Genomic DNA, 26268 nt, shown 5'->3' with positions numbered 1-26268 from the left:
CCTTCGAAGGTGAGATCCATGACCCAGAATCAGCACACAGCAGTGTCCAACCAGCCGCAAGGGGAGAGCTCCCTGGTCCAGGCAGCGATGTTCAGTCCGCCTCACCGTCCCGTTCCGCCGACCCAAACGGCACTGCTTCGAGGCGCCGCACCGCAGCAGCAGAAGCAACAGCAACAGACAGCACTGTCGGAGATCCCCGTCCAGGAGATTCACGGCGAGACAGAGGACGTTGAGGGCTACGACCAGCCAGGGCCCGAATCCCTCCTCTCGGGAGAGTGGACCGCCCCCAGCGGCCTGCTCCCCGACGTGGGGCAGGCGTCGTTCGGGCCTCCGCCCTCACCAGCGGAGACAGTCCACGGCCCCGACGACCGCGTACAGATCCAGAACACAGCAATCTATCCGTGGAGCGCGCATGCGTCGTTGCTGATCACCGCCAACGACTACTCGACCTGGATAGGTACCGGCTGGTTCATCGGACCGCACACTTTGGCCACCGCCGGCCATTGCGTCTACATCAAGAACAGCGGCGTCCCGGGCCGTGACGGCTGGGTGAGGAGCATTCAGGTCATGCCGGGGCGCAATGGAGCCCTGCTGCCGTTCGGCTTCGTGACCTCCTTGGCCTACCACTCGGTGACGGGTTGGACGGATACGGGCGACGAGAACTACGACTACGGGGCGATCAACACTCCGATCAACATGGGCAACACCACAGGATGGCTCGGTATAGGCACCTGGCCCGACGACGACCTCCTCGCGACCGCCGGGAACATCGCCGGATACCCAGGGGACAAGCCTGCCGGAACGCAGTGGTACGCAAGCCGCCAGATCAGCTCCGTAACACCGTTCAAGGTGTACTACGACATAGACACCGCCGGCGGTCAGAGCGGAACGGCGGTGTACCGGGCCATCGGGGGCGACCGGTACGGCTTCGCCGTCCACGCCTACGGAGGGACGACGGTCAACTCCGGTACCCGTATCAACCGTGCCGTCTACGACAACCTCGTGAGTTGGTCAGCCTGAGCCATGGCCGACCGAAGGCAACGTTTCGGCCCGCCCCTACGTCCGCCGCCTTGGGTTTCGCCTGACGACGCCTGTTGGTGTCATGGCAGACGACAGAGCCATCCCTGTCGGCTCGCCCCTCGTTTGGGCCATCGCCGTCGCCACGGACCGCTGGTGAGCGCCCGCTCCACGCCGACAAGATCCGGGACATGCATGAGAGGCGCCTGACCTGTGCTTATACCCGTCAGACTGCCCTCCATGGACTGCTTCGGTGACGCGGTTGCCAGGAAGGTCGGCCAGAATGACGGTCCTGGCACTCGCAGGCACCGTCCGTGTCCGTTTTGCTCCTACCGGTCACCGGCGCATCACGGTGTCGCGCCCCCGCGAGTCGGAGGGCGTGGTCTGTCGCGCGAGGGGCCCGCTCGTCACGTCGCTGAGCGGGCCCCTCGCGGATACTCTGGGATTCATGATCGAGTCCGGACGGCCGGGGCACCGCCGGAGCCCCGGCTACGGCAGGCTCGTGCGGCTGTCGCCGGTGATTCTGACCGTCGTGATCGCCAGCCTGGCCTACGCCACTCCGCCGGAGCTGGCCTTCAGCCGCCTCCTGCCCGCGGCGCCGGCTCTGGCCGCCTCCATGTGGCCGGTGCTCCCGACCGTCCTCCTCGGGACCGTCTGCCTCCTTCTGATGATCGGCCTCAGCTTCGTCTTCCCCGATCTCGGGACGTGGTGGACGTGCGGCGGGATCATCGCGGTCACCGTGGCCGCCGCGTACGGGAGCCACGTCCGGCTTCAGCGGGAGCGCACGCTCTTCCAGGTACGGCTCGTCGCCGACGCGGCCCAGCAGGTGGTGCTGCGGCCCCTGCCGCACCGATTCCGGAACGTCGAGATCGAGTCGCTGTACCTCGCCGCCGCCGCGGAGGCTCGTATCGGCGGGGACTTCTACGAGGTGATCGACACTCCGTACGGGGTACGGCTGCTCATCGGCGACGTACGGGGCAAAGGCCTGCCGGCGGTGGGGGCGGCCGCGGCGATCGTCAACGCCTTCCGGGAGGCGGCGCACGGCGAGGCCTCCATGGCCGATGTCGCCCGCAGGCTCGATGCCAGCTGTGCCCGGCACAACGCCGCCCATCCGCCCGAGGCACCGATGGAACGCTTCGCCACCGCGCTGCTCGTCGAGATCCCGCATCAGGGCAGCCGCATCACCATCGTCAACTGCGGACACCCACCGCCCTTGATCCACAGCCTCAGGAACGTGCGCATCCTGGAGCCGTCCGTCCCGTCGCCGCTGCTCAGCCTCGCGGAAATGATCGGCGACCATTACCGTGCGGACGCCTTCGACTTCGCTCCCGGCGAGCTTCTCCTCCTCTATACGGACGGGGTCGCCGAAACCCGCGCCCGGGACGGTGAGTTCTTCCCGTTGACCGCGTGGATGCGCCGACAGCCCCCCACACCTCCCCGTGATCTGCTCACGGCACTGCACCATGACCTCCTACGTCACAGCAGAGGCAGTCTCGACGACGACATCGCCGCCTTGGCCGTACGCCTGCACACCCCGTGAGCCAGGCCTGTGGGCCCGTCAGGGCACGGGCAAGGCCTGTTCCGCCCAGATCGTCTTGCCCGTCGGCATGTACCGGGTGCCCCAGTGCTCGGTGAGCTGGGCGACCATGAACAGGCCGCGTCCGCCCTCCTCGTCGTTGCCGGCGTAGCGGGCATGCGGTGAGGTGTGCTGGGAGTCGGAGACCTCACAGATGAGGGAGCGGTCCCGGATCAGGCGCAGACCGATCGGGCCGGAGGCGTGACGGATCGCGTTGGTGACCAGTTCGCTGACCACCAGTTCCGTGGTGAAGGCCAGATCGTCCAGTCCCCACCGCCCCAGCTGCTCCGAGGCCATCGCACGTGCGCGTGCGACGAGTGCGGGGTCCGAGGGCAGCTCCCAGGCCGCCACCTGGCGTGTGTCCAGGGCACGGGTGCGCACGACGAGGAGCGTCACGTCGTCCCGCACACGGTCCGGCGCCAGCTCCGCGACGATCTGGGCGCACAGCAGGTCGGACGACGATTCCCGCTGCTCCCCGAGCACAGCCGCCAGGCGGTCCAGCCCCACGTCGACGCCCTGACCCCGGGCCTCCACGAGGCCGTCGGTGAACAGGACGACCAGGCTTTCCGCGGCGAGCTCCACTTCCGCGCCCTCGTAGGGAAGCCGTCCCACGCCCAGAGGAGGCCCCGGTGGCAGGCGGAGGAAGGTGACGGGGCCGTGCGGCTGCACCACAGCCGGCGGCAGGTGTCCCGCCGCCGCCCAGGTGCTCGTCCGGGAAGCCGGATCGTAGATCCCGTACACGCACGTCGCTCCGACGGCGCCACTGCCGTCCGGGCCTTTCGCGTGGTCGTCCGACGCGTCCCTGCCGACTTGATCGCTCAGCCGGGCCAGGAGTTCGTCGGGCGCGAGGTCGAGCTCGGCCAGGGTGCGCACCATCGCGCGCAGGCGCCCCATGGTGGCAGCGGCTGCCAGCCCGTGGCCGACGACGTCCCCCACGACGAGTCCGACCCGTGCGCCGGACAGCGGAATGACATCGAACCAGTCACCGCCGGCGCCGAGGTGACTGTCGGCGGGCAGATAGCGACTCGCCGCCTCGACGGCGGTCAGCTCGGGCAGCGACCGGGGCAGCAGACTGCGCTGGAGCATGAGCGCCGCGGTGCGTTCCCGGCGGTACCGCCGGGCGTTGTCGATGTACACAGCGGTCCGCGATGCCAGCTCCTCCGCCACCGCCCGATCGCCGTCGTCGAAGGGTTCCGAGTCCTCGCCCCGCACGAAGGTGACCAGGCCCAATGGCGTCCCCCGCACGATCAGCGGGACGTACAGTCGTGTCGGCGCGACCGCGGCGTCCGCGGTCACACGGCCCCCCGCCAGGCTCTCGGCCTGCGACGATCCGGCGGTGTACGCGACCCGCTCCCCCACCCGGGAGGGTTCTCCGTCGGAATCGGCCACACGTACCAGGTCCCATGCCGTGACGGGCTTCGGCTCCTCTCCCTCGAGCACCTCTGCCGCCACGTCGACCAGCACGGCGTCGGCGTACTGGGGCACGGCGATCCTGGCGAGCTCCGCTGCCGTTCCGGACGGGTCGAGCGTCGCCCCGATCCGTGCACCGGCCTCCGCGAGGAGCGCGAGGCGCTGCTGCGCACGGTAGTGGTCGGTGACGTCGATGGACTGTTCGCACACGCCCACCGGCTCTCCCCTGCCGTCAAGGAGGCGGAAATAGGACGAGGACCAGACGCGCTCACGCCGCGGGTCGGACGGGGCGCGCCCTCGGAAGTGCACGTCGATGACCGGCTCACCGGTCTCGAGGATCTGTTGGACGAAGTCCTCGGGCGGCATCAGATGCTGGGTGGTGAGGACGTCGCCGGGAAAGAGTTCGGTCATGGAGCGGCCCAGCGATGCCTCGAGGTCGCCGCCCAGTTCCCGGACGCTGGACGCGTTGGCCCACAACAGGCGCGCGCCGGGGCCGTAGATGGTCAGTGTCACCGGCGACTGGGTCACGAGCCCCTGCAGCATCGCCTGTCGGGTCTCCCACCAGCGAAGCCCCTGCAGCTCGGCCGCCATGAGCACGGCGGAGGGGACCCGGCCCGTGGAGTCCCCGTCGGAGACGGGGGTCAGGGGACGCAGCGTCACTGCCACACGTACGGTGTGTCCGCTGCGGTGGCGCACGTCCACGACGGCACTGCGTGTCCCGTCGAGCCGCAGCCGCTGATCCGGCCGCCGCTCTTCCGATCTGTCGCGATCGGCGTGGGGGGTCACGAGCAGGTCCGCCGCCGGGCGTCCCAGGACCTGCGAAGCGGGATAGCCCAGGAGGGCCTCGGCCTCATGGCTCCACCCGACGAGTACTCCGTCTGCGGCAAGCAGGGCGAAGGCGGCCGGGGGCGGACCGAGGTGCCCGCCTTCGTCCGCCCCGGCGGGAGCAGTGAAGGGTAGCCCTTCCATGGTCCCATCATCCTTCCGTGCGGTCGCGACCGCAGTGCGCCCGCTCCGGTCCGGGCGGCCACCGCACAGGGCGGGACGCGGCCCGCGGCGCTTTGGCGCTCGGGTTGCGGAAGCTCCACGGTCGTTGTCGCGCCCGCCCGGCCCTCGTACGACGGACCGGTGCGGGCGGCCGGTGTCGGCCGAGCCCTGGATGATCCACCGGTGATGCCGTGGGGGCAGGCGCTGTGAGGTTCGGCCACGCGGTCAGGGCTCCTCCCTTCGCGGCAGTGCGGTGAGAAAGGCGCGGATCTCGTCGGCCTCGGGGACAGCGAGGGCGGTGTAGAGGTTCAGGGCCTGTCGCGCGTGGTCGTGGGCGAGGTCGATGCGACCCAGGTCGCGGTGGACGTGCGCCAGGCCGTCGTGGGCGCGGGCCTGCTCGGGGCGGTAGCTGAACTCGCGGGCGAGGGTCAGCGCGGTGTCGTGTTCGGTCTCGGCCCGGGCGAGGTCGCCCATGGCCCGGGCTGCTTCCGCCAGGGCGTTGAGCGACTCGGCCTCGTCTCCGGGGAAGTCGAACCGCCGGCTCAGTTCCAGGGCTTCGTGATGGTGGCGCCGGGCCTCGTCGTAGCGGCCTTGCCGTTGGTACAGCAGCCCGATGTTGTTCTGCACGATGGTCTCGCCGATGCGGGATCCGGTATCGCGGTACGCGTGCAGCGCCTGCCGATGGTATTCGTGGGCTTCCTCGTGGCGTCCCCGGCGTTCGTGGACGATGCCGAGGTCGGTCAGGCACCTGGCTTCGCCGCCGCGGTCGCCGAGCTCGCGGAAGAGCACGAGGGACCGGGCGCAGTGGTCGTGAGCCCGGTCGTACTCCCGCCGCCGCCTGGAGACGTTGCCGAGGCCCTGCAGTGCGCGGGCCGCGGCGCCCTGATCGCCGGTCTCGGACGCCAGGTCCAGGGCGTGCCGGTAGTGCTCGGCCGCTTGCTCGTAGGCTCCGTGCCACCAGAAGTGCACCTCGCCGAGATCGATGAGCGTGCGCGCCTCGGCGGCTCTGTCGCCGCTCCGGCGGCCGGCTCGGAGTGCCAGGTCGTGGAGGACCAGCGCGTCGCCCTGGTGGGCGTGACCCAGCAGGTAGCGGTGCAGGATGGCGGCGAGTTGGCTGGTCTGGGGGAGCCAGTCGTGCTCGGCCGCGTACTGGCCGGCCGCCATGAGGTTCGCGCGCTCGCCGTCCAGCCAGGCGGTCGCCTCGGCCTCGTCCCGTGGGGGCGCGGCCGGGGTGTCCGGCGTGGGGATGCGTGGCCTGCGGTTCCTGCCCTCGGGGTAGAGGAGGTCGATGGCCGTGCTCGCGGTGTGGAGATAGTGGTGGAACAGTCGGCCGAGGGCCTCCCGCCGGGCGGTCGGGGGTTCCTCGGCGGCCGCGGTGGCCAGGGCGTGTTCGCGCAGCAGGTCGTGGAAGGTGTACCGGCCCAGCTGGTGCTGGGCCAGCACGTGGGCGTCCAGGAGGTCTTCCAGGAGCGTCTCGGCGTCGTCGAGCGGGAGGTCGGCCAGGGCGGCCGCCGCATCGGGGCTGACGTCGCGGCCCGGCTGGAGCCCCAGGAGCCGGAACATGCGTTGCTGATCTGCGGTCAGCGACTGGTAGGACAGCGTGAACGCCGCCGCCACTCCTCGCTCCTGGGTCGCCAGTTCGGAGAGTCTGCGGCGCTGGTCGCGCAGCCGGTCGGCCAGATGGGCGACGGTCCAGCGGGGGCGATGGTGCAGACGGGCGGCGGCGATGCGCACGGCCAGCGGCAGGAAGCCGCACAACTGCAGGACATCGAGGACGGCCAGGGGTTCGGCGGTCGCCCGTTCGCCGACGATCGACGTGAACAACTCCACGGCGTCCGCGGCGGGCAGCACGTCCAGGGACAGGGCGTGTGCCCCGTCCAGGTCGGTCAGTCGCCGGCGGCTGGTGATCAGGATCAGTGTGCGGGAGGCTCCGGGCAGCAGGTGACGTACCTGGTCGGCGCCGAGGGCGTTGTCCAGCACGGCCAGCACACGACGCCCGGAGAGTTCGGACCGCCACAGCGCGGCGCGATCGGCGACGGATGCCGGTATGTGCTGGGCGGGAACGCCGAGTTGGCCCAGGAGGACCTCGAGCGCGGTACCGGCGTCGAGCGGCGCCTGGCCGGCGGTGTGCGCCTGCAGGTCGACGAAGAGCTGTCCGTCCGGGAAGCGGTCGGCGAGGCGGTGCCCCACGTGCACCGCGAGCGTCGTCTTGCCGACCCCGGCCATCCCGTCGATCGCCGAGATCGTCACGACGCCGCCGTTGTCTCCCGACCACAGGCGGGTCAGCCCGTCGAGTTCGCCCTCACGTCCGGTGAAGTCCGGGACGTCGTACGGCAGGAAGTTGATGCCCTGCCGCTTCGCCGGCGCGGGGAGCGGCGGACGCAGGTCGGGGGCGTCCCGCAGGATGTCCTGTTCGAGCTTGGTGAACGCGTGGCCGGGATCCAGTCCCTGGTCCTCGGCCAGGGTCGCCCGGAAGGTCCTTGCCACGTGCAGCGCGTCGGTCTGGCGTCCGGCCCGGTGCAGGGCGAGCATCAGCTGGCCGCAGAGCCGTTCCCGCAGGGGATGGGCCGCCGCGTGGACGGACAGTTCGTCGATCAGGTCCTCGTGCCGCCCCTGGGCCAGTTCCAGCTCGGCCAGGCGCTCGACGGCGGTCAGCAGCTGGCCGTTCAGACGTGCCCTGGCGCTCTCGACGTAGTGACCGGTGATGTCCGCCAGCGGCTCTCCCCGCCAGAGCGCCAGCGCGGTGCGGATCTGGTCCGCGGTCTCCCCCGGGGCGTCGGGGACGGCCGGCGCCTTGGCCATGAGGCCGGTGAACTCGTCCAGATCGAGTTGTCCCGGCTCGGGCGTGATCACGTACCCGGCCGGCCGTGTGGCCAGCATTCCGTCGGCTCCTGAAGCGCGCAGCATCCGTCGGATCGCAGCGATCGTGGTCTGGATCTGCGCGCGGGCGGAGTCCGGCGGCAGCGGCCCCCACATCGCGTCGATCAGGCGATCCGTGCTGATCACCGCCCCGGCGTGCAGCAGCAGGTAGGCCAGCACCGCGCGATGCCGGGGTGCGAGACCGGGCGCGTCCGAACCGGGAGCCACGGCCTCCACCGGACCGAGGATCGTGAACCGCATGCCGTTACTCCCGGGGTCACCAGCGCGTGCATCGAAGAAGCATCGGGAATGTATCAAGATCACCCGGCAGGGTTACCGGCATGCCAGCACTACACACCGTTGAACCGGAGATCGCGACCGGTGAGGCAGCAGCCCTGTTCACCGCCACGCACCGGGCCATGGGGGTCATCCCCAACCTGGCCCGGGTGATGGCCAACAGCCCGGCCGTACTGAAGGGGTACGTGGGCGCCCTCACCGCCCTGAACGCGGAGGGAACCCTGCCGGCGGACGTACGCGAGCGCATCGCACTGCTGGTGGCGCAGGAGAACCGCTCCGACTACTGCCTGTCCGTCCATGCGTTCCTCGGCACCAGGACGGCCGGGCTGAGTGCGGCCGAGGCCACCCGCGCACGCCACGGCGAGGCCGACGACCCGCGGCCCGCCGCCGTCCTGGACCTGGCCGCCGTGCTGGTACGCGACCGCGGAACCGTTGCCGAGGAGCAGCTGGCCGCGGCCCGGCGAGCCGGCCTGTCCGACGGTCAGATCGTCGAGGTCGTCGCCCACGTCGCCCTCAACGTGTTCACCAACTACCTCGCCACGGCTGCCCGCATCGACATCGACTGGCCGCTCGTGCGCCACACCGACTGAAGGAACGCGAACGCGATGACACGGACAGAGCCGTATCGCCTGACCCGGACCACCCCAGCAGCCCTCCGCACAGCGAAGACCATCCCCACCCAGGAGTCCCGCATGTTCACCGTCGTCCCCCTCCCTCAGGTCTCTCCTGACGATGCCGCCGCCTGGCACGCGGTCGTGGCGGCCTCGCTCGCCGGCGATCTGCCTGAGGAGCCCCGGCCCACGTTCGAGCAGGTCCACGCCCAGCTCACCGTCATCGGAAGGGACAACCGCCGACTGCTCTGGCAGGCCACCGGCACCGACGGCAGCGTGATCGGTGTGGCCGGGCTGCGGTTGTTCACCTCGCCCGGCCAGAGGCACCTGGCCGAGCTGGAACTGCACGTCCGTCCGGACCGGCGGCGCTCGGGCGTCGGCTCGCACCTGCTGGCCACGGCCGTGGAGGCGGCACAGGCCGAGCGGCGCCGCAGCCTGATCACCGCCGTGGCGGGCGGCGGGCCGGGGGACGCCTTCTGCGCCGTGCGCGGCTTCCGGCAGGTCCTCGCACTGGACCACCTGCTGCTCGACGTCGCGCGGGCCGACGATGCCGCGGCCGACGCCCAGCACCCCGGTTACGAACTGGCCTGCTGGACCGGCACGGTTCCCGACGGCCTGGCCGAGGCGTTCGCCGCCGCCAAGAACTCGATGAACGACATGCCCACCGGCGAGATGGACTACGGCAGCCAGGCCTGGACCGCCGACCGGGTCCGGGCCATGGCCGAGGTGCTGGCCGACCGCGGTGACGTACTGCTGACGACCGCCGCGCTCCGCACGGGGGAGATGGCCGGATACACCGAGATCGTCATCCGTGCCGGGGAGACCCGCCGGGCGCTGCAGTACGACACCGTCGTGGTGCCCGCACACCGTGGTCACGGACTCGGGCTGTGGGTCAAGGCCGAGATGGTGCGCAGGCTCCGCGCCGAGCACCCCGCCATCGTGGAGATCGAGACCGACAACGCCCAGGACAACGCCCACATGCTCGCCGTCAACCGGCAGCTTGGCTTCCGTCCCCACCGCAGCACCCACGAGTACCAGCTCGACCTGCCCACCACCTGACCGCCGCTGGACCACGCCACGACCGGCCACCCCACGGGCAACCTGTGCCGACCCCGTCGGCACCCGCGAGTCCGTTCCCTCGGGAGACGCGGATGGACCAGTGGTCCGCCGGCCTCCACACCTGAATCCCGCCGCACCGACGCCGGCTGATGCCGGCACCCACAGAAACGAGAATCACGACATGCGTGTCCTGTTGATGGCGTACGGATCCCGCGGCGACATCGCGCCGCTGGCGGGACTGGCCGCGCAGTTGCGGAAACACGGCGCGGAGGTACGCGTCTGCGCACCGCCCGACGAGGAGTTCGCCGGACTGCTGGCCGGCGTCGGCGCGGAGTTCGTGCCCTTCGGGCGGGACGTGCGCGCGCTGCGGACGGGGGCTCCGCCGTCGGACGCGGCCGCGTTCGCGGCCGAGCTGGTCGCCGCGCACTTCGACACGGTGGCCGAAGCGGCCGAGGACTGCGACGTGCTGGTCGCCAGTGGGCTGATGCCGGCGGGGGCCCGCTCGGTGGCCGAGAAGCTGGGCATCCGCTACGTGTACGCGGGCTTCCACCCCTTCGAGATGCCTTCCGCGCACTACCTCCCGTCGCCCCGGCCGGGCCCGCCCGCCCCGCCCTGGATGACCGACGGCCAGGACCTGTGGGACCTGGACGCCCAGAAGGTCGACGCCCTCTACCTCCAGCCCCTGAACACCCACCGCGCGGCGATCGGCCTCGCGCCGGTGGACAACGTCCGCGACCACGTCTTCACCGAACGGCCGTGGCTGGCGGTGGACCCGGTCCTCGGTCCGTGGCAGCACATGACGAACCTCGCGCTCGTGCAGACCGGCGCGTGGATCCTGCCCGACGAACGCCCCCTGCCCGCCGACCTGGAGGCGTTCCTCGACGCGGGCACCCCACCGGTGTACGTCGGCTTCGGCAGCATGCCCATGACCGCAGCCGCCGACATCGCGCGGACGACCGTGGAGGCGGCGCGGGCGCAGGGCCGCCGCGTGCTCGTCTCCCGCGGCTGGGCCGACCTGGCCTTGGCGGACGGCTCGGACGACTGCCTCGCCGTCGGCGACGTCAACCACCAGGCGCTGTTCGGCAGGGTCGCGGCGGTCGTCCACCACGGCGGCGCGGGCACCACGACCACCGCCGCCTTGGCCGGTGCGCCCCAGGTGGTGGTGCCCCAGTTCGTGGACCAGCCGCACTGGGCCGCCCGCGTGGCCGAGCTCGGCATCGGCGCGGCACACGACGGCCCGACCCCCACCTTCGCGTCCCTGTCAGCCGCACTCAGGACGGCCCTGAACCCCGAGACACGGACCCGGGCGAAGGCTGTCGCCGGCACGATCCGCACCGATGGGACGGAGGTGGCCGCGAGACTGCTGCTCGCCCCGGAGCACGCTGCGCCGGTGAGCCGCGAACAGATCTCCGCGATCGCGCATGCCGACCACCCGATCAAGTCCCCGCTCGGCGACGACTCGGTCAGCCGGCTGCTCGAACGCAGCCTCACGCGAGGTGACGAGCGCGTGCTCGACCTCGGATGCGGCACGGCGGAGTGGCTTCTGCGTGCCCTGGCCACTCGCCCGCACCTGCGTGCCGAGGGCGTCGACGTCTCCGAAGTCTCCCTGGCGCAGGCCCGCCGGGCCGCGAGCGAACTCGGCGTCGGTGAGCGCCTGGTCCTTCACCGGCAGGAGGCCGCGGACTTCGTCTCCGCGCAGCCGTTCGACCTGGTGATCAGCGTCGGCGCCACGCATGCCTTCGACGGACTCCTCCCCACCCTCGCGGCGGCCCGCGAGCACCTGGCCCCCGGCGGGCGCGTCCTGATCGGTGAGTCGTTCTGGGACCGCGCCCCTTCACCGGCGGCCGTCGAGATGTTCGGTGAGCTCGACGACCTGGCGACCACGGTGGACCGCGTCGTCGCCGACGGGTGGACACCCGTCCACGGGCACGTCAGCACCCGCAGTGAGCTGGACGCCTACGAGTGGGCCTGCTGGGGCTCGCTGGCGGCATGGGCCCTGGACCACGCCGACGAGCCGGCCGGCGCGCAGGTGCTCGAGACGGCCCATGCCCAGCGTTCGCAGTGGCTGCACGGATACCGGGACAGCTTCGGTTTCCTCTGCCTGGTCCTGCGTCGAACGTCGGATTGAGGGCCGGCCGGTGCTTCCGCGTGCGAAGTCCGCCGCGGTGACGGTGGGTTCGCCGTGACGGCAGAGCCAGCGCCGGAATTGGCCCGGGTCGTCCGGGTAGCAGCTCATGCCGCCGACGGGCACGTTGAGCCGGTGCTCGGGGAACTCGGTGGCGTACGCGGTGCCCCGGCCCGCCTCCGGCGCGGGGTCGACGAGGATCAGGTCGAGCGGGATACGGCGCCGGGCCGCCCCTTCGCACAGCTGGACGGCGACGAGCGCACCGGCCGCGCCCGCGCCGACGGCCGCCACGGTCGGTCGGGGACGGGCGGACTCGGCGGACGGCGAGGACGCGACAGTCACGACGGACACCACGGAACGCGCGATGGACGGACCGCTCGTCAGCGTGCGGGACCTGAAGCTGACGGGTCTCGAGTACCGGGGGCGGCGGCTCCCATGCCGGATGTGTGGCGTGCCGTGCGGACCAGCCTGCGCCAGGTCCTGGAGAGCACGACCCTCGCGGATCTGGCGACGGGGACACTGCCCGAGCTCGTACGGGACCGGGCCCGCGACTACAACGACGACGTGCGGACGTACCCGTAGCGTCCACGGCCCTCGACGGCCCGCCCCGTACCCTCGAAGGCGTGCCGTCCTCCACCGAGACCCCTGAGCGCGCCGGATCCGCCGACGGCCGACCGCGTCGCCTGTTCGTGCTGCGGCACGCCAAGAGCGCCTGGCCGGAGGGCGTTGCCGACCGGGACCGTCCCCTCGGCCCGCGCGGGCTGCGCGACGCCCCGGCAGCCGGAGGGTTCCTGGCGGAGAGCGGCGCACTGCCCGGCCTCGCCCTGTGCTCCCCGGCCCGGCGCGCCCGCCGGACCTGGGAGCTGGCCGCCGCTGAGCTGGACGGACCCGTGCCCACCCGCTTCGACCCGCGGCTGTACGGGGCGGACGCCCAGGAACTGCTCGATGTCCTCCACGGCGTACCCGACGAGGTCGCGACCCTGCTCCTGGTCGGGCACAACCCGGGGCTGGAGGACCTGATCCTGCTGCTCGCGGGCAGGGCGGCCGGGGACGCCCTGGACCGAGTGCGGACCAAGTTCCCGACCTCCGCGATCGCCGTCCTGACCTGGTCCGGCACCTGGGCGGACCTCCACGCCGGCGAGGCGCTCCTGACGGACCTGGCGATTCCCCGCGGAGCCCGCGACTCGTCCTGAGCGGGACGGATCCGCGCGCCGTCGCGCCAGACGGCCGAGCACGTCGGACAGCCGGAGCCAAGAACGACACCGGCCGACCGTGGCGGTGCGTCGGCGAGGTTGATCGTTTCTTCCTACTCCGCACGGATGACGTCATGTGTCCGCGCCCAACTCCCCGGGGAGTACGCACCCGACGAGATGAGGTGCGGCATCGTGTGGGAACTGAGGCGCCCGTCGCGGGCCCGTGGCGTGCTGCGCGGTGCGCCGCGCGCAGCGGCCGCGGCAGGGGTCACGCCCGGCGTCTGGCAGTCGGCACCGGACATGCCGTTCGCGGGGTTCTGGGCTCAGCCGGACGGGGCGGCGGCCCTGTTCGGCGCCGACGGCGTGCTGATCGCGGGCGGCGAGGACGGTCGTCGGCTGCCGACCGACCTCAGCGCGCTCCTCACCCCGTCCACCGGTGTCTGGACGTCCACGCCCCCGCTCCGGCAGGCCCGCCGCCTGCACACGCTGACCCGGCTCGAGAACGGTCAGATCCTGGCGGTGGGCGGTATCGGCGCGGGCCCCGGAGCGCCCTCGGCCGGCCTGGCCACGGCGGAGTTGTACGACCCCGGGAGCGGGGGCTGGGTCCCCGTGGGCGGTCTCTCCGAAGGGCGCTTCTCGCATTCCGCGACCGCGTTGAAGGACGGCCGTCTGCTCGTCGCGGGCGGCTGCACCGCCCGCGACGACCACTCGCTGCGCACCTTGCGGTCCGCCGAGTTGTACGACCCCGGCAGCCGGGCGTGGACTCCGGTGCGCGCGCCGATGACGGACGCCCGGTTCGGGCACCCGACGGTGCGGTTCGACGACGGCCGGGTGCTCCTCGTCGGCGGGGCGCTCGCCGTCGGGCGGGGCAGCTACGCGGCGCTCGGCCACTGCGAGGTGTTCCACCCCGCCGATTCGACCTGGTCGCCCACCGGCACCCTGGCCACGGCGCGCAAGGGCCACCAGGCCACGCTGCTCCTCGACGGAGACGTACTCGTGACGGGCGGGGACATGCGCGGGTTCCGGGACGAGGACTGGGCCTACGACCCGTACAGCCAGTGGACCTCCGAGCGGTACGACCCGGACGCGGGCACCTGGAGCGCCGACGCCGACATGCCCTGGGGCCGCAGTCACCACCGGGCGGTGGCGCTCAGGTCCGGTGCCGTGCTGGTGCTCGGCGGCACCGACGACTCCTCGCTCGCCGTCGGCTACCAGAACGCCGTCCTGTACGACCCCGACGCCCGCGCCTGGTCCGACGAGCTCCCGATGGCCGAAGGCCGCTGGGCGCCGGCCGCCGTCGCGCTGAACGACGGCCGGGTCCTGGTCCTCGGCGGACTCACGCACTCCGGTGCGGCGGCCCCGGTACCGGGCGAGGACCAGGTCACCGCCACCACCGAGACGTACACGCCCTGACCGACGGCCCCCATCGGCGCACGGTGCGAAAGGAACGGAATGCGCGACCTACTGGCCGGCGGAGCGGGGTCCACGGCGGGCACGAAGGAGATGCCGTCGGACCCGGCCGGGCACTCCCCCTCACGGACCGCCGCGGGTGGCTGGACGGCTGCCGGGGAGTTCCCGGTTCCCCTGGTCTACTGGCACGGACAGTACGAGGGGCCCGTCACCCTCAAGGACGGCCGTGCCCTCGCGGCGGGCGGCGCGGGACCGCTGCTGCAGGCCCTGGCCGACTCCTGCGTGTACGAACCCGGCCCCGGCATGTGGACGGTGACCGGTTCGCTGGTCCGGGACCGGCGTCTGCACTCGCTCACGGCGCTCGCCGACGGCCGCGCGCTGGCCGCCGGAGGGGTGCCCGGCCGGCAGGCCTATCCGCAGCCGTCGTTCGCCCACGCGGAGCTGTTCGACCCCGGCAGCGGTATCTGGCGGGCCACGACGGAGATGACCAAGGCCCGCAACGGCCACTCGGCGACCCTGCTCGGCGACGGGCGGGTGCTGGTGGCGGGCGGGCAGCGGCCCCGCTCGCGCCACGGCATGCTCACCCTCGCCGACGCCGAGATCTTCGACCCGGAGCACGAGACCTGGGAGCCGACGGGCGCCATGACCGTGGCCCGCTGGGGGCACATGGCCGTGCCGCTGCCGGGCGGCCGCGTCCTCGCCGTGGGCGGCATGGTCGGCACCACGCGGTACGGCGGCGACCCGGCGCTCGGCCTGTGCGAGGTGTACGACCCCGGGAGCGGCACCTGGGAGCCGACCGGGTCGCTGAGCGCGGCCCGCGGCCTGCACCAGGCGGTGCCGTGGCCCGACGGGTCCGTGCTGGCCGTCGGCGGTGAGTCCGGCCGCGCCGCCGACGACGCCCGCTTCCGCCCGTACAGCCTGGCGAGCACGGAGCTCTACGACGTGGTGACCGGGGTGTGGCGACCGGGGCCGCCGCTGCCGTGGGGGCGCTCCTACCACCGGGCGGTGCTGACCACGGACGGGGTGCTCGTCTTCGGCGGCACCGAAGGCGCCTGTTTGCACACGGGGTTCGCGAGCACGCTCCTCCGACGGGACGGTGCCCGCTGGTGGGAGCCGGTGGGGCCCATGCTCAGCGGCCGCTGGGCCTTCGGGGCGACGGTGCTCGGTGACGGGCGGGTGCTCGCGGCCGGCGGCGTCTCCCGCGCGGACGCGGCCGCCCCCAGGAGCACCGAGGCCGTCCCGGCCGGCACCGCGGAGGTGTTCACGCCATGAGCCGAGGACGGTGGGCGGCGGCCGGCGAACTGCCGTGGGAGCGGAACCTGTTCGGTGCGGCGAGTTCCGCCGTGCGGCTCGGGGACGGACAGGTCCTGATCGCGGGCGGCGGCGACGACCGGCTGAAGGCCGAGGACGGGACCGCGCTCTTCGACCCGCGCTCCGGGGCGTGGACCGGGGCGGCGCCCCTCCGGGAGGCCCGCCGGATGCACTCGACCACCCTGCTGGCCGACGGGCGCGTGCTCGTGGCCGGGGGCAGCGGAGGTTCTGCGGCCTACCCGGTGCAGGCGCTGGACAGCGCCGAGGTGTACGACCCGGACGAGCGGCGCTGGTCGGACGGCGGGCGGATGGGGCAGGGACGGTGCGGGCACTCCGCGACCCTGCTCCCGGACGGCCGGGTGCTCGTGGCCGGGGGCACCGCAGCCCGCTCCCCCGACAGCGAGCGCTCCCTCGTCTCGGCCGAGGTGTTCGACCCGGAGTCGGGGCGGTGGAGCCCGACCGCCCCGATGCTCGATGCCCGCTCCTTCCACCCTGCCGTGGCCCTGCCCGGTGGCGCGGTGCTCGTCGCGGGCGGCTGGGCGGCGACCCGCCGCGACTGGCGTGGGGGTGCGGGACTCGCGTACTGCGAGCGCTACGACCCGGCCACCGGCAGGTGGACGCCCACGGGCGGCTTCGTCGCCGCCCGCACCGGACACCGGCTGACGCCCCTGGCCGACGGGACGGTGCTCGCCACCGGCGGCGGCGACCCCGACGCCGGCGCGCAGGGGCGTCCTGACCCGTACAGCCGGGCCACCGCGGAACGGTACGACCCCGCGACCGGCACCTGGAGCCGGGAGGCGGACATGCCGTGCGGCCGGGCGCTGCACCAGGCCGTGCGCCTGCCCACCGGCGAGGTGCTGGTCGTCGGCGGCACCGGCGACACGCTCGGAGAGGCCGGTTACCGCAGTGCCGCACGCTACGACCCGCGCTTCGGGACCTGGTCGGCGGAGCCGGGCATGGCGGTCGGGCGGGTCGACTTCGCCGCGACCGTCCTGGCCGACGGCCGGGTCCTGGTCGCCGGCGGGGCGGTGCGGACCGGACCCGCCACGCCCTCGGGCTCGTACCTCCGGCTCACCCGCACCAGCGAGCTGTTCACCGTGTAGTCCCTCCCCCACCGCACAGAGGAGTTCCGCCATGACCGCAGAGCCCGCCGGCCCATCCGACTCCGCCCCACCGGTGCGCCGCCACGTCACCGGCACCGTCGAGGACGGCGGCCGGTCGGCCGCCGCCGGGACCCTGGTCGAGCTCGTCGCCCGGCGGTTGCGGTCCACGAGCACGCTCGGCGAGACCCGGACGGGAAGCGACGGACACTTTCGGCTGGAGTACGAGGCCCCCGCCGGGCCGGCCGGTCTGGTGGTACGGGTGTCGTCCCCCGACGGCAGGTCGGTCGAGGTCCCCTGCCCGGCGCCCGACTCCGGGAGGGTCCTGGACGTCACCCTGCCCGCGGATACGCGCAGCGAGTACGCGCGGCTGCTCGCGGCGGTGGCACCGCTGCTCGACGGCGCCGATCCCGCCGGACTCGCTCCCGAGGAGGTGGGGTTCCTCGGCCAGGCCGCCGGGGTCGACGCGGCCCACGTCCGCCTCGCCTCCGGGGCGGCCCGGCTCGCGGCCGCCACCGGGCGGCCGGCGGAGCTGTTCTACGGTCTGCTGCGCCGGGGTCTGCCGGACGACCTCGGGGAACTCGCCCTGCGGCGTACCCGTGACGTACGGGACGCGCTCGCGACAGCCGTGGAGACCCGCCTGATCGACGGCGCGGACGGCGCCGAGGAACTCGTCGCAGCCGTACGCGGCAGCCAGCTCGGCTTCGAAGGATCCGCGAGCGCCGGCGGGGCCGCGGGCGTCGACGGCCACGACGCCGGGACGCGGCCGCCCGCCCTCGCCCGCCTCTTCACGCTCACGATCGCGGACCCGGAGGTGCGGCAGCGCCTCTTCTCCGCCCACGTCGACCACGACGGGCGTGAGGCCACGGCCCGGGAGGCGTTCGCCGCCGTCGGCGCCCCGACCGCCACGACCGAACGCCTGCTCCTCGCCCTGGAGTTGGATCGGGTGGCCGACGGACACCCCGAGCTGGTCGGGGCGCTCCTGGACCGCTTCGACAGCGGGGAGCTCGCCCACCCGCGCGAGCTCGTCCGGCTCGACGGGCACTGGGAGGGCCTCGTCGCGGAGGCGGGCGGTCCGCCCCATGCGAGTCCGCCGGCCTTCTCCCCGGAGGAGTACGCCGAAGAGCTGCGCTCCCGCGTCGAGCGGACGTACCCGACCGCGTACGTGGCCCATCGGCTCGCCGCCGCCCCGGCGCCGGACAGCGCCCCCGCCGCTCGCTTCCTCGCCGCGAACCCGGACTTCGACCTGGTGAGCACCCCGGTCGACGCCCGCAGCGTCCCCGACGAGGAGGCCCGTCCCGAACTGGCCGCCCTCCAGCGGGTGTACCGGGTCGCCCCGCGCTTCGACGCGACGCGTGCGCTGCGGGGCGAGGGGTTCTCCTCCTCCGCGGCCATCGCGGCGGTGGCCCGGGACACGTTCGCCGCGCGGATGGCTGACCACCTGGGCGAAGAGGAGGCGCACGCGGTGCACACGCGGGCGCTGCGGGTGCACGCCGCGGCCGTGAACCTGGTGGCGGACCTGCGGACCGCCGGGCAGTTCGAGGTGCCGTGGCTGCCCCGGGTGGAGGCGCACACCGATCTGGTCCCGGACTGGGGGGAGCTGTTCGGTTCCGCGGACCAGTGCGCCTGCAAGGAGTGCCGGACGCTCTACAGCCAGCCCGCCTACCTGGTGGACCTGCTGTACTTCCTGAAGCGGGCACCCAGTTCCGGGTCGATGGGCGAGCTGGGCGAGAGCCCCATGGCGGACACGCTGTACGCCCGGCGGCCGGATCTGTGGCACGTGAAGCTCGGCTGCGACAACACCAACCTGACCCTGCCGTACATCGATCTCGTCAACGAGGTCCTGGAGAACGCGATCACCCAGGACCCCGCCACCGGGGACACCTTGCGGCAGAGCAGCGGCGACTCGGCGCACCTGCGGATCCAGCCGCAGTGGACCAATCACAGCGCCTACAGCTGGCTGGCCGACGCCGCGTATCCGTGGTCACTGCCGTACGACCTCTGGGCGGACCGCGCCCGCAGCTACCTCGGGTTGCTCGGGGTGCGCCGCGAGGAGCTGATGGCCACGCTGCACCCGGCCGGCGCGGACTCCGTCGAGGTGGTCGCGGAGAGCCTGGGCATCACCCTGGCCGGGCTGCGGCTGATCACCGGCGAGTCCACGGGGCCGACGCGGACGCTGGCCGCGTTCTACGGCAGGCCCTTCGGCATGCAGACGGCCCAGCTCCTCGACTCCGTCTCGACGGTGCGTGCCATGCTCGACACCGCCCAACTGGACTATCCGGAACTGGAGTCGCTGCTCGGCACTCGCTTCGTCGACCCGGACCGCACACTGACGATGGAGCCGACCGACCCCGACCATCCGTGCGACACGGCCCTGTTGCGGATCAACGGTGTCACCGCGGACACCCTCGACCGGCTGCACCGCTTCGAGCGGCTGCGCAGGGTGCTCGACTGGCCGGCGCACCGGCTCGACCGGGTCATCGCCACCTGCACCCCGGGCGAGCTGACCGCCGCGACGCTGTCCTGCGTGGTCGCCGTACGGCGTCTGTCCGACCGGTTCGGCCTGCCCGTGGAACGGCTGCTGTGCCTGTACGGACCGCTGGACACCCATCTGTACCGCACCGGCGACGACCCTTCGCTCTACGACCGCCTGTTCCTCGACGACACGGTGGTCGCCGCCGTGCCGGGCGGCCGTAACCCGTTCACGCTGAACCCCTCCCGCACCGAGGTCGATGCCGTCGGTGACCTGCACTCCTATCCCGTGTCGGCCGCCCTGCTCGGGAGCCTGGAGATCACGGACACGGAGCTGAGCGCGCTCGTCGACGGACCGCGGGCCGTCGTCGCGGACACGCGCCTGACGCTCGCCAACCTCTCCGCCCTGGTGCGCACGGTGACACTGGCCCGCGCCGTCCGGCTGTCGGTCGCGGACCTGCTCCGGCTCTTCGAGCTGCGCGGCGGCAGTCCGCTGCGGCCCGACCGGCCCGCGCCCGGCGCCGGGAGGACACCGGGTGACGAGACGGAACTGCCCGCCGGCCGGCCCGTACGGCTGAGTCCCTCGCCGGTCGACGACCCGGGGCGCCGGGAGTCGTCGGCGGGCTCCGGGGGCGCGGTGGGCGAGCCGCCGCCGACCGGGGACCCCGCCGCCTCGGTGCGCGCCTCGCTCGCGGAGACCAGCAGGTTCGCCGACGAAGTGGAGGCGATCCTGGCCGGCGGACTGACGGTGGCCGAGGCAGACGCCGTGCTGACCGCGACGACCGGCCCCGAGGGCTCGACCGTGCCGTCGGACACCGCGCTCGGCGCGGTACTGACCGGCCTGCGTACGGCCCTGCGAGCGGTGTACGAGCAGACGGCTCAGACCACGGACGACAAGGGCACACTGACGGGACGCCATCTCTCGCTGCTGGGATGGGAACCGACCCGGGTCGAGCAGGCCGTCACCACCCTGCTGGGCACCGCCGTTTACTCCGTTCCGGTGCCCGACGACGTCGGCTCCCGCCCGTATCCCGCGGATCTTCCGGTGCGCTTCGACCCCGGTCCGGACGGGCAGGGAATGCTCCGGTTCACCGGTCCGATGACGCTCGCCCAGCGGGACCGGATGTACGGCCTGGGCTCCGGCGAGTTGTGGGGGATCTACGTACGGAAGCTGTTCGCGGGCCCCCGGGACTTCGTGACCACCCAGATGAACGCCTACCGGATCCCGGTCTACCGGACGCCGCTGACCCTCATGCCCGCCGATCTCGTGTTGCCGCCCGAACTCGTCGGCAAGGTGTTCCACGATCCGTCGGCGCGGACGCTGTGCTCCGTCGGTCACCGCAGCCAGGAGGAGATCGAGGCCCTGACGAACGCGAGCGGGGACGTCGACTTCCAACGTGCGGTGCACCTGCTGCAGGGGGCGCAGACCGAACCGGTCGAGGACGGGAACACGTTCCTGGACGCGTCGCATGCCCACAGCCTCTTCGACGAGCCGCAGGCACCGGCCGACCGTTTCCGGCTCGTCCTGTCCGTCCTGCTGCCGGAGCTGCGCCGTCGGATCGGCGAGACGACCGTGAAGCTCCAGCTCGGCCAGGCGACCGGCCTCGACGCGGGCTCGGCGGACGCGCTGCTCGGGACGTGGCTGCGCGCCCTGTCCGTGCCCGGTCCGCTGGTCCTCGACTTCCTCGACCCCGCCTTCGTCGGCAGCGACCCGGCGGTGGCCGTCACCCGCACGGGCTTCCCCGCCCAGTTCACCGCCCTCTCCCTGCTGCACCGGGTCGCCCTGGCCCTGTCGCGGCTGCGGGTCACCGGCGAGGAGCTACCCTGGGTGATCGGGTACGCGACGGGCGCCGGCTGGCTCGATCTCGCGACGCTGCCACCGGCCCGAGTCGAGGGCGCCACGCCGCTGTACCGGCCGTTCGTGCGCCTGCTCGATCTGCTCGCCCTGCGCGACACCCTGCCCGGCGGATCGGACACGCTCCGAGCCGTCCTCGCCGCCGGTCGCGGACCGGAGGCGTCCGGCTACCGCGTCTTCGACACCCTCAGCGAGCGGACCGGGTGGAACAGGGACGACATCGAGGTGCTGTGCACCGCCGACATGCTGGGGATGGCCCTGCCCGGCGAGCTCGGGGACGAGCGGGGCCTGGGCAGACTGCGGGCGGGCGTGTCGCTGCTGCGCCGCCTGGGGGTGTCGGCGGCACGGGCCGGCGCCTGGATCCCGTCGCGACTCCCGAGGGACATCGTGCAGTCGACGATGATGGCCGCGAAGGCGCGGTTCTCGCCGGAGGACTGGCTGGCCGCCGCCGTCCCCGTCGCGGACGCCCTGCGCGAGCGCCAGCGGGCCGCGCTCGTGTCCTATCTCGTCGCGAACCCGCTGACCACCAGCGGCGGATTCCCGTACTGGAAGGACGTCAACGGCCTCTACGACCACTTCCTGCTCGACGTGGAGATGGGCGGCTGCCGGCTGACCACCCGGACGGCCCAGGCGATCAACACGGTGCAACTGTTCGTCCAGCGGGTGCTGCTCGGCCTGGAGCCGCGGGTGCGACCCGGTGACGACGAGACCTGGGAGCAGTGGGAGTGGATGAAGCGCTACCGGCTCTGGGAGGCCAACCAGAAGGTCTTCCTGTACCCGGAGAACTACTTCCAGCCCGATCTGCGGCTCGGCGCCTCCCCGTTCTTCACCACCCTGCACAACGAGCTGATGCAGAAGGAGGTGGTCGGCGACAACATGGGGGAGGTCTACCGCAACTACGTCGACCGGCTCGACTCGGTGGCCCGGCTGCAGCCCTGCGGCATCGTCCACGACCTCTCCACCGGAGTGGAGGTGGTGCACCTGTTCGCGTGCACCGAGTCCGCGCCCCGGATCTTCCACTACCGCCGCTGGACGAAGAACCGGACCACGTGGACGCCGTGGGAGAAGATCGACCTCGATCTCGACACCCCGGCCCTGATCCCCTTCGTGTGGAACAAGCGCCTGCAGGTGATGTGGCCGACGTTCGTGAAGTCGGGTGATCCGCAGGCGATCAGGAGACTGCCGGATCCGATGGTGAAGGGCTCGGCGATCGAGCAGCCCCAGATCTACTGGAAGACGCAGCTCAACTGGACCCAGTACGCGAACGGCACCTGGCTGCCGAAGCGGATCACGCAGTCGCTCGACACGTTCCGGGGCTGGCAGCCGTCGAGTCAGGAACAGCAGATCGCCAACGAGGCGGACCCGTTCAAGACCACCGGCCACTACCGGCTCTACCCGCAGAGGGGGCCTGGCGGCGAACTGACGGTGTGGAGCGTGTACAACCTGCACGGCAGGCCCTACGGCGGCCCGCGGGGCGGAGTGATCTCCGGCGCGTTCCGGTTCGGCCTCCGCCCGGGTTCGGTCACCGTCGACCCCCACATCTGGTGCGAGGACGACACTCCCGAGGCCGCGGCCCGGGGGCAGCTCTTCATCTGGCCGGTCGACACCCAGAACATCAACAACGAGTTCGTCGAAAGGCTCGACCCCAACGCTCCCCCCGGCTCCCGGCCGAAGGTGCACCTCCCGGAGTTGTTCCACTTCCACGGCAGCAAACTGATCCTGGAGAACCCCCAGGGCCCGGCCCTGTTCCGGCTGCAGATGCCGGTCGACTTCGCCTCGCCCGAAGGCTGGCTCTACGACTCGGCCACGTTCACCGACGGGGCACGCAGCTACCACATCACACCGGACCTGCGGCCCGCCGGCCGGACGCTGCTCCGCTTCACGCCGATGTACCACCCGCACGTCGACCTCTTCCTGAGCCTGCTCAACCGCGACGGCACGCGGGCCCTGCTGGACCGGTCGGTCCAGCTCGACCCGGGCGCGCAGTGGGAGCTGTTCGACTTCCGCACCTACGGCCCGACCGATCTGGTGTCCCCGGAGTACCCCACGGAGAGCGAGGTGGACTTCACGCCGGAGGGCACCTACGCCGACTACAACTGGGAGCTGTTCTTCCACATCCCGCTCCTCATGGCGCAGCGGCTCAGTGCCAACCGGCGCTTCGCCGAGGCGCAGCAGTGGTTCCACACGATCTTCGATCCGACCTCGCGGTCCGGCGGCGACTCGCCCGGGCGCTACTGGATCACCAAGCCGTTCCACCTGCAGCAGGACTACCAGCGGCAGCGGATCGAGGACATCCTCAAGCGCCTCGCCGAGGGCGACACGGGCGAGCGGCGCCGGGTCGAGGAGTGGCTGGCGCATCCCTTCCAGCCGGACGTGGTCGCCAAGTTCCGGACGACCGCCTACCAGAAGGCGGTCGTGATGCGGTACCTGGACAATCTGATCGCCTGGGGCGACAGCCTCTTCCGCGAGGGCACCCTGGAGTCGGTCAACCAGGCGACCCAGATGTATCTGCTCACCGCCGAGCTCCTCGGGCCGCGGCCCGTGTCCGTACCCCCGCCGAACGAGCCCGCGCCGCTCAGCTACGCCGAGCTGCGCGCACGCGACGCGGCGGCGCCGGATCCGGTGACGGCGGCCGAGCACCTGATCCCGGCGGGCGGGGCGGAGCCGCCGCCGACGAGGATCGCGCCCGGTCTCGGCCTGGGCTGGCTGACGTACTTCCGCGTTCCGCCCAACGACAAGCTGCTCGGCTACTGGGACACGGTCGAGGACCGTCTGTACAAGATCCGCCACTGCCAGGACATCGAGGGCGTACAACGCGCGTTCGAGCTGTTCGGAGCCCCGATCGACCCCGCCCTGCTCGTCGGCGCCGTGGCGACGGGTGCCGCTGCGGCGTCCGTGTCGGAGGACCTGGGCGGGCCGCTCCCCCACTACCGCTTCACCACCATGGTCACGAAGGCCAGGGAGTACACCGCCGAGGTCAAGGCCTTCGGCGGGCTGCTGCTCTCCGCGCTGGAGAAGCGGGACGCGGAGGCGCTCGCGCGGCTGCGCTCCAGTCATGAGACCGCCCTGCTCGACGCGGTGCGGGAGCTGCGACTGTCCCAGGTCACCGAGGCGGCCCACACGGTGGCGGGGCTGCGGCAGGCGCGGGACGGGGCGACGAGGAAGCAGGACTACTACGGGTCGCGCCGGAAGATGAACGCCGGCGAGAAGGTGCACGAGGTCCTCACCGGCCTGGGCATCGGCACCCAGTCGGTCGCCGCGGTCATCGACATGACGGTGAGCGTCATGAGGATGCTTCCGGAGCTCAAGCTGGGTACACCGACCACGATCGGTGCGACCTGGGGCGGCACCAACCTCGGCGAGGCCCTCAAGGGGCTGTCCGGCTCGCTGTCGCAGATCGCCGGCACCTTCCACTCCGGGGCCTCGCTGGCGGCGACGCTGGCCGGCTACGAGCGGCGCTCGGAGGAGTGGGACTTCCAGAAGGGCCAGGCCGATTCGGAGATCGCGAACTACGACGCCCAGATCGATGCCGCGGTCGTCCGCCACGAGATCGCCCGGCGGGAGCTCGCCAACCACGACCTCCAGGCCGCCCACACCCGGGAGGCGGACCGCTTCCTGCACGACAAGTACACCGGCCAGGAGCTGTACGACTGGATGGTGGGTCAGCTGTCCACGTCGTACTTCCAGGCGTACCAGCTCGCGTACGACACGGCGAAGCGGGCCGAGCAGGCGATGCGGTACGAACTGGGCGCCGACGGCCCGCCCCTCGTCCGGTTCGGCCACTGGGACACCCTCCGCAAGGGCCTCCTCGCGGGCGAGCGGCTCGCGAGCGACCTGAACCGGCTCGACGCCGCGTACCTCGCCGACAACGCGCGCGAGTTCGAGCTGGCGAAGGCGGTGTCGCTCGCCCAGCTCGACCCGACCGCGCTCCTGTCGCTCAAGGAGACCGGCAGTTGCTACGTGTCCCTGCCGGAGGTCCTGTTCGACCTGGACACGCCGGGGCACTATCTGCGGCGGATCAGGACGGTGAGCTTCACCGTGCCGTGCGTCGGCGGCCCGTACACCGGCGTGAACCTGACCGCCACGCTCCTGCGGAGCAGTGTGCGGACGGACACCCGGCTGCCGGGCAACCGCTACGCGCGGCAGACGCCGGACGCCCGGTTCCGGGACTACACGGGACCGGTCCAGTCGGTCGTGACCAGCAGCGGCCAGGACGACAGCGGGCTCTTCGAGACGAATCTGCGCGACGAGCGCTTCCTGCCGTTCGAGGGGGCGGGCGTGATCGGCGAGTGGCGGCTGAGTCTGCCGCAGGAGTTCCGGCAGTTCGACTACGAGTCGATCGCCGACGTCGTCATGCATCTGCGGTACACGGCACGCGACGGCGGGGCCGGCTTCGCCGACCGGGCCGTGTTCGAGCTCCGCGACGGCCTGAACGGCTGGCTCCACGCACACGGCGGCACGGGCCTGCTGCGTGCCGTCAGCGCGCGGCGCGAGCTCGGCGACCAGTGGTACCGCTTCGTGAGCGGGGCGAGCCCGACACTGCGGTTCCCGGTGTCCAAGCGCTGGTTCCCGCGCCTGTTCTCCGACGACGGCATCCGCCTGAGCGACCCGCAGGTCGTGCTCGTGCTCTCGACGGATCTGTTCGACGGATCGACGCGCTACGTGGACTGTTACGGGACGGGGACCGGCGACCTGACGCTGACCCTGAAGCCTCCTGAGGGCGACGGCGTCCCGGCCACCCTCAGCGCCGACCCGCAGCTGAAGGCGCAGCCGCGGGCCCGCTTCGACGTCGAGGGGCAGGTCGCCGAGCACGACGAGGACTGGCTGCTCACCGTGCCGCTCCAGGGTCTCGACCCGCGCCTGCGCAAGGGCGGCGGGCTGAACCCGGACGCGGTGGTGGACCTGGTCCTGGTGTGGCAGTACGAGGTGACGCGGGTGGCGTGACGGGCGGGGGGCGGCGCCGTCGAGGCGCCGCCCCCGTCCGGC

13 protein-coding genes and 2 pseudogenes are annotated in these 26268 nt (G+C 72.5%); 12 read left to right on the top strand and 3 right to left on the bottom strand.

The genetic code is table 11. The features are described 5' to 3' along the window. Positions 1 to 18: 18 nt before the first annotated feature. Both ACN9MM_RS36035 and ACN9MM_RS36030 read left to right on the top strand, forming a co-directional pair. Positions 19 to 1020, top strand: a complete 1002-nt coding sequence (locus ACN9MM_RS36035; protein ID WP_426367968.1) for a trypsin-like serine peptidase — start codon at positions 19 to 21, stop codon at positions 1018 to 1020. Positions 1021 to 1465: 445 nt separating this feature from the next. Continuing rightward, the gene (locus ACN9MM_RS36030) at positions 1466 to 2557 is read left to right on the top strand and encodes a PP2C family protein-serine/threonine phosphatase (protein WP_426367967.1); all 1092 of its coding nucleotides are present in this window, start codon (positions 1466 to 1468) and stop codon (positions 2555 to 2557) included. Positions 2558 to 2575: 18 nt separating this feature from the next. Here ACN9MM_RS36030 and ACN9MM_RS36025 read toward each other — a convergent pair whose 3' ends face one another. Further along, on the bottom strand, positions 2576 to 4972 hold the full coding sequence (locus tag ACN9MM_RS36025; protein WP_426367966.1) for a SpoIIE family protein phosphatase: 2397 nt from the start codon (positions 4970 to 4972) through the stop codon (positions 2576 to 2578). Positions 4973 to 5215: 243 nt separating this feature from the next. Then, positions 5216 to 8110, bottom strand: a complete 2895-nt coding sequence (locus ACN9MM_RS36020) for an AfsR/SARP family transcriptional regulator (RefSeq protein WP_426367965.1) — start codon at positions 8108 to 8110, stop codon at positions 5216 to 5218. 80 nt (positions 8111 to 8190) lie between these two features. Here ACN9MM_RS36020 and ACN9MM_RS36015 point away from each other — a divergent pair, with 80 nt between their 5' ends. The 4 genes and pseudogenes from ACN9MM_RS36015 (at position 8191) to ACN9MM_RS36000 (ending at position 11944) form a co-directional block, all read left to right on the top strand. Beyond that, entirely contained in the window at positions 8191 to 8736 is a 546-nt protein-coding gene (locus ACN9MM_RS36015) for a carboxymuconolactone decarboxylase family protein (RefSeq protein WP_426367964.1), read from the top strand. Positions 8737 to 8838: 102 nt separating this feature from the next. Further along, positions 8839 to 9816: a GNAT family N-acetyltransferase gene (locus ACN9MM_RS36010; protein ID WP_426367963.1), complete on the top strand. Its 978-nt coding sequence runs from the start codon at positions 8839 to 8841 to the stop codon at positions 9814 to 9816. A 181-nt stretch (positions 9817 to 9997) separates the two neighbouring features. Then, positions 9998 to 11185: pseudogene (locus ACN9MM_RS36005) on the top strand (glycosyltransferase); the annotation flags it as partial. Between the two features lie 21 nt (positions 11186 to 11206). Continuing rightward, complete coding sequence (locus ACN9MM_RS36000; protein WP_426368918.1) at positions 11207 to 11944, top strand: SAM-dependent methyltransferase; 738 nt, start codon at positions 11207 to 11209, stop codon at positions 11942 to 11944. Between the two features lie 21 nt (positions 11945 to 11965). Here the strand turns inward: ACN9MM_RS36000 and ACN9MM_RS35995 are convergent. Then, a pseudogene (locus ACN9MM_RS35995) lies at positions 11966 to 12232 on the bottom strand (FAD/NAD(P)-binding protein); the annotation flags it as partial. Between the two features lie 144 nt (positions 12233 to 12376). On the opposite strand from ACN9MM_RS35995, the gene ACN9MM_RS35990 reads away from it, so the two are divergent. From ACN9MM_RS35990 to ACN9MM_RS35965, 6 genes are all read left to right on the top strand, one after another. Next, positions 12377 to 12523, top strand: coding sequence for a hypothetical protein (locus ACN9MM_RS35990; protein ID WP_426367962.1), 147 nt, complete (start codon positions 12377 to 12379; stop codon positions 12521 to 12523). 41 nt (positions 12524 to 12564) lie between these two features. Further along, positions 12565 to 13134, top strand: coding sequence for a SixA phosphatase family protein (locus tag ACN9MM_RS35985; RefSeq protein WP_426367961.1), 570 nt, complete (start codon positions 12565 to 12567; stop codon positions 13132 to 13134). Positions 13135 to 13326: 192 nt separating this feature from the next. Beyond that, positions 13327 to 14547: a Kelch repeat-containing protein gene (locus ACN9MM_RS35980; protein WP_426367960.1), complete on the top strand. Its 1221-nt coding sequence runs from the start codon at positions 13327 to 13329 to the stop codon at positions 14545 to 14547. A gap of 39 nt (positions 14548 to 14586) precedes the next feature. Next, positions 14587 to 15816 carry a Kelch repeat-containing protein gene (locus tag ACN9MM_RS35975; protein WP_426367959.1) on the top strand — a complete coding sequence of 410 codons (1230 nt, stop codon included), beginning with the start codon at positions 14587 to 14589 and terminating at the stop codon, positions 15814 to 15816. Then, complete coding sequence (locus ACN9MM_RS35970) at positions 15813 to 16958, top strand: Kelch repeat-containing protein (RefSeq protein WP_426367958.1); 1146 nt, start codon at positions 15813 to 15815, stop codon at positions 16956 to 16958. The genes ACN9MM_RS35975 and ACN9MM_RS35970 overlap by 4 nt, the downstream gene beginning before the upstream one ends. 31 nt (positions 16959 to 16989) lie before the next feature. Beyond that, on the top strand, positions 16990 to 26226 hold the full coding sequence (locus tag ACN9MM_RS35965; protein WP_426367957.1) for a neuraminidase-like domain-containing protein: 9237 nt from the start codon (positions 16990 to 16992) through the stop codon (positions 26224 to 26226). Positions 26227 to 26268 lie beyond the last annotated feature (42 nt).

The sequence above is a fragment of the Streptomyces sp. E-08 genome, from assembly GCF_049913095.1.
Lineage (GTDB): Bacteria > Actinomycetota > Actinomycetes > Streptomycetales > Streptomycetaceae > Streptomyces.
The sequence above is the reverse complement of the archived record's forward strand: the minus strand, read 5'-3'. Positions and strand labels throughout refer to the sequence as shown.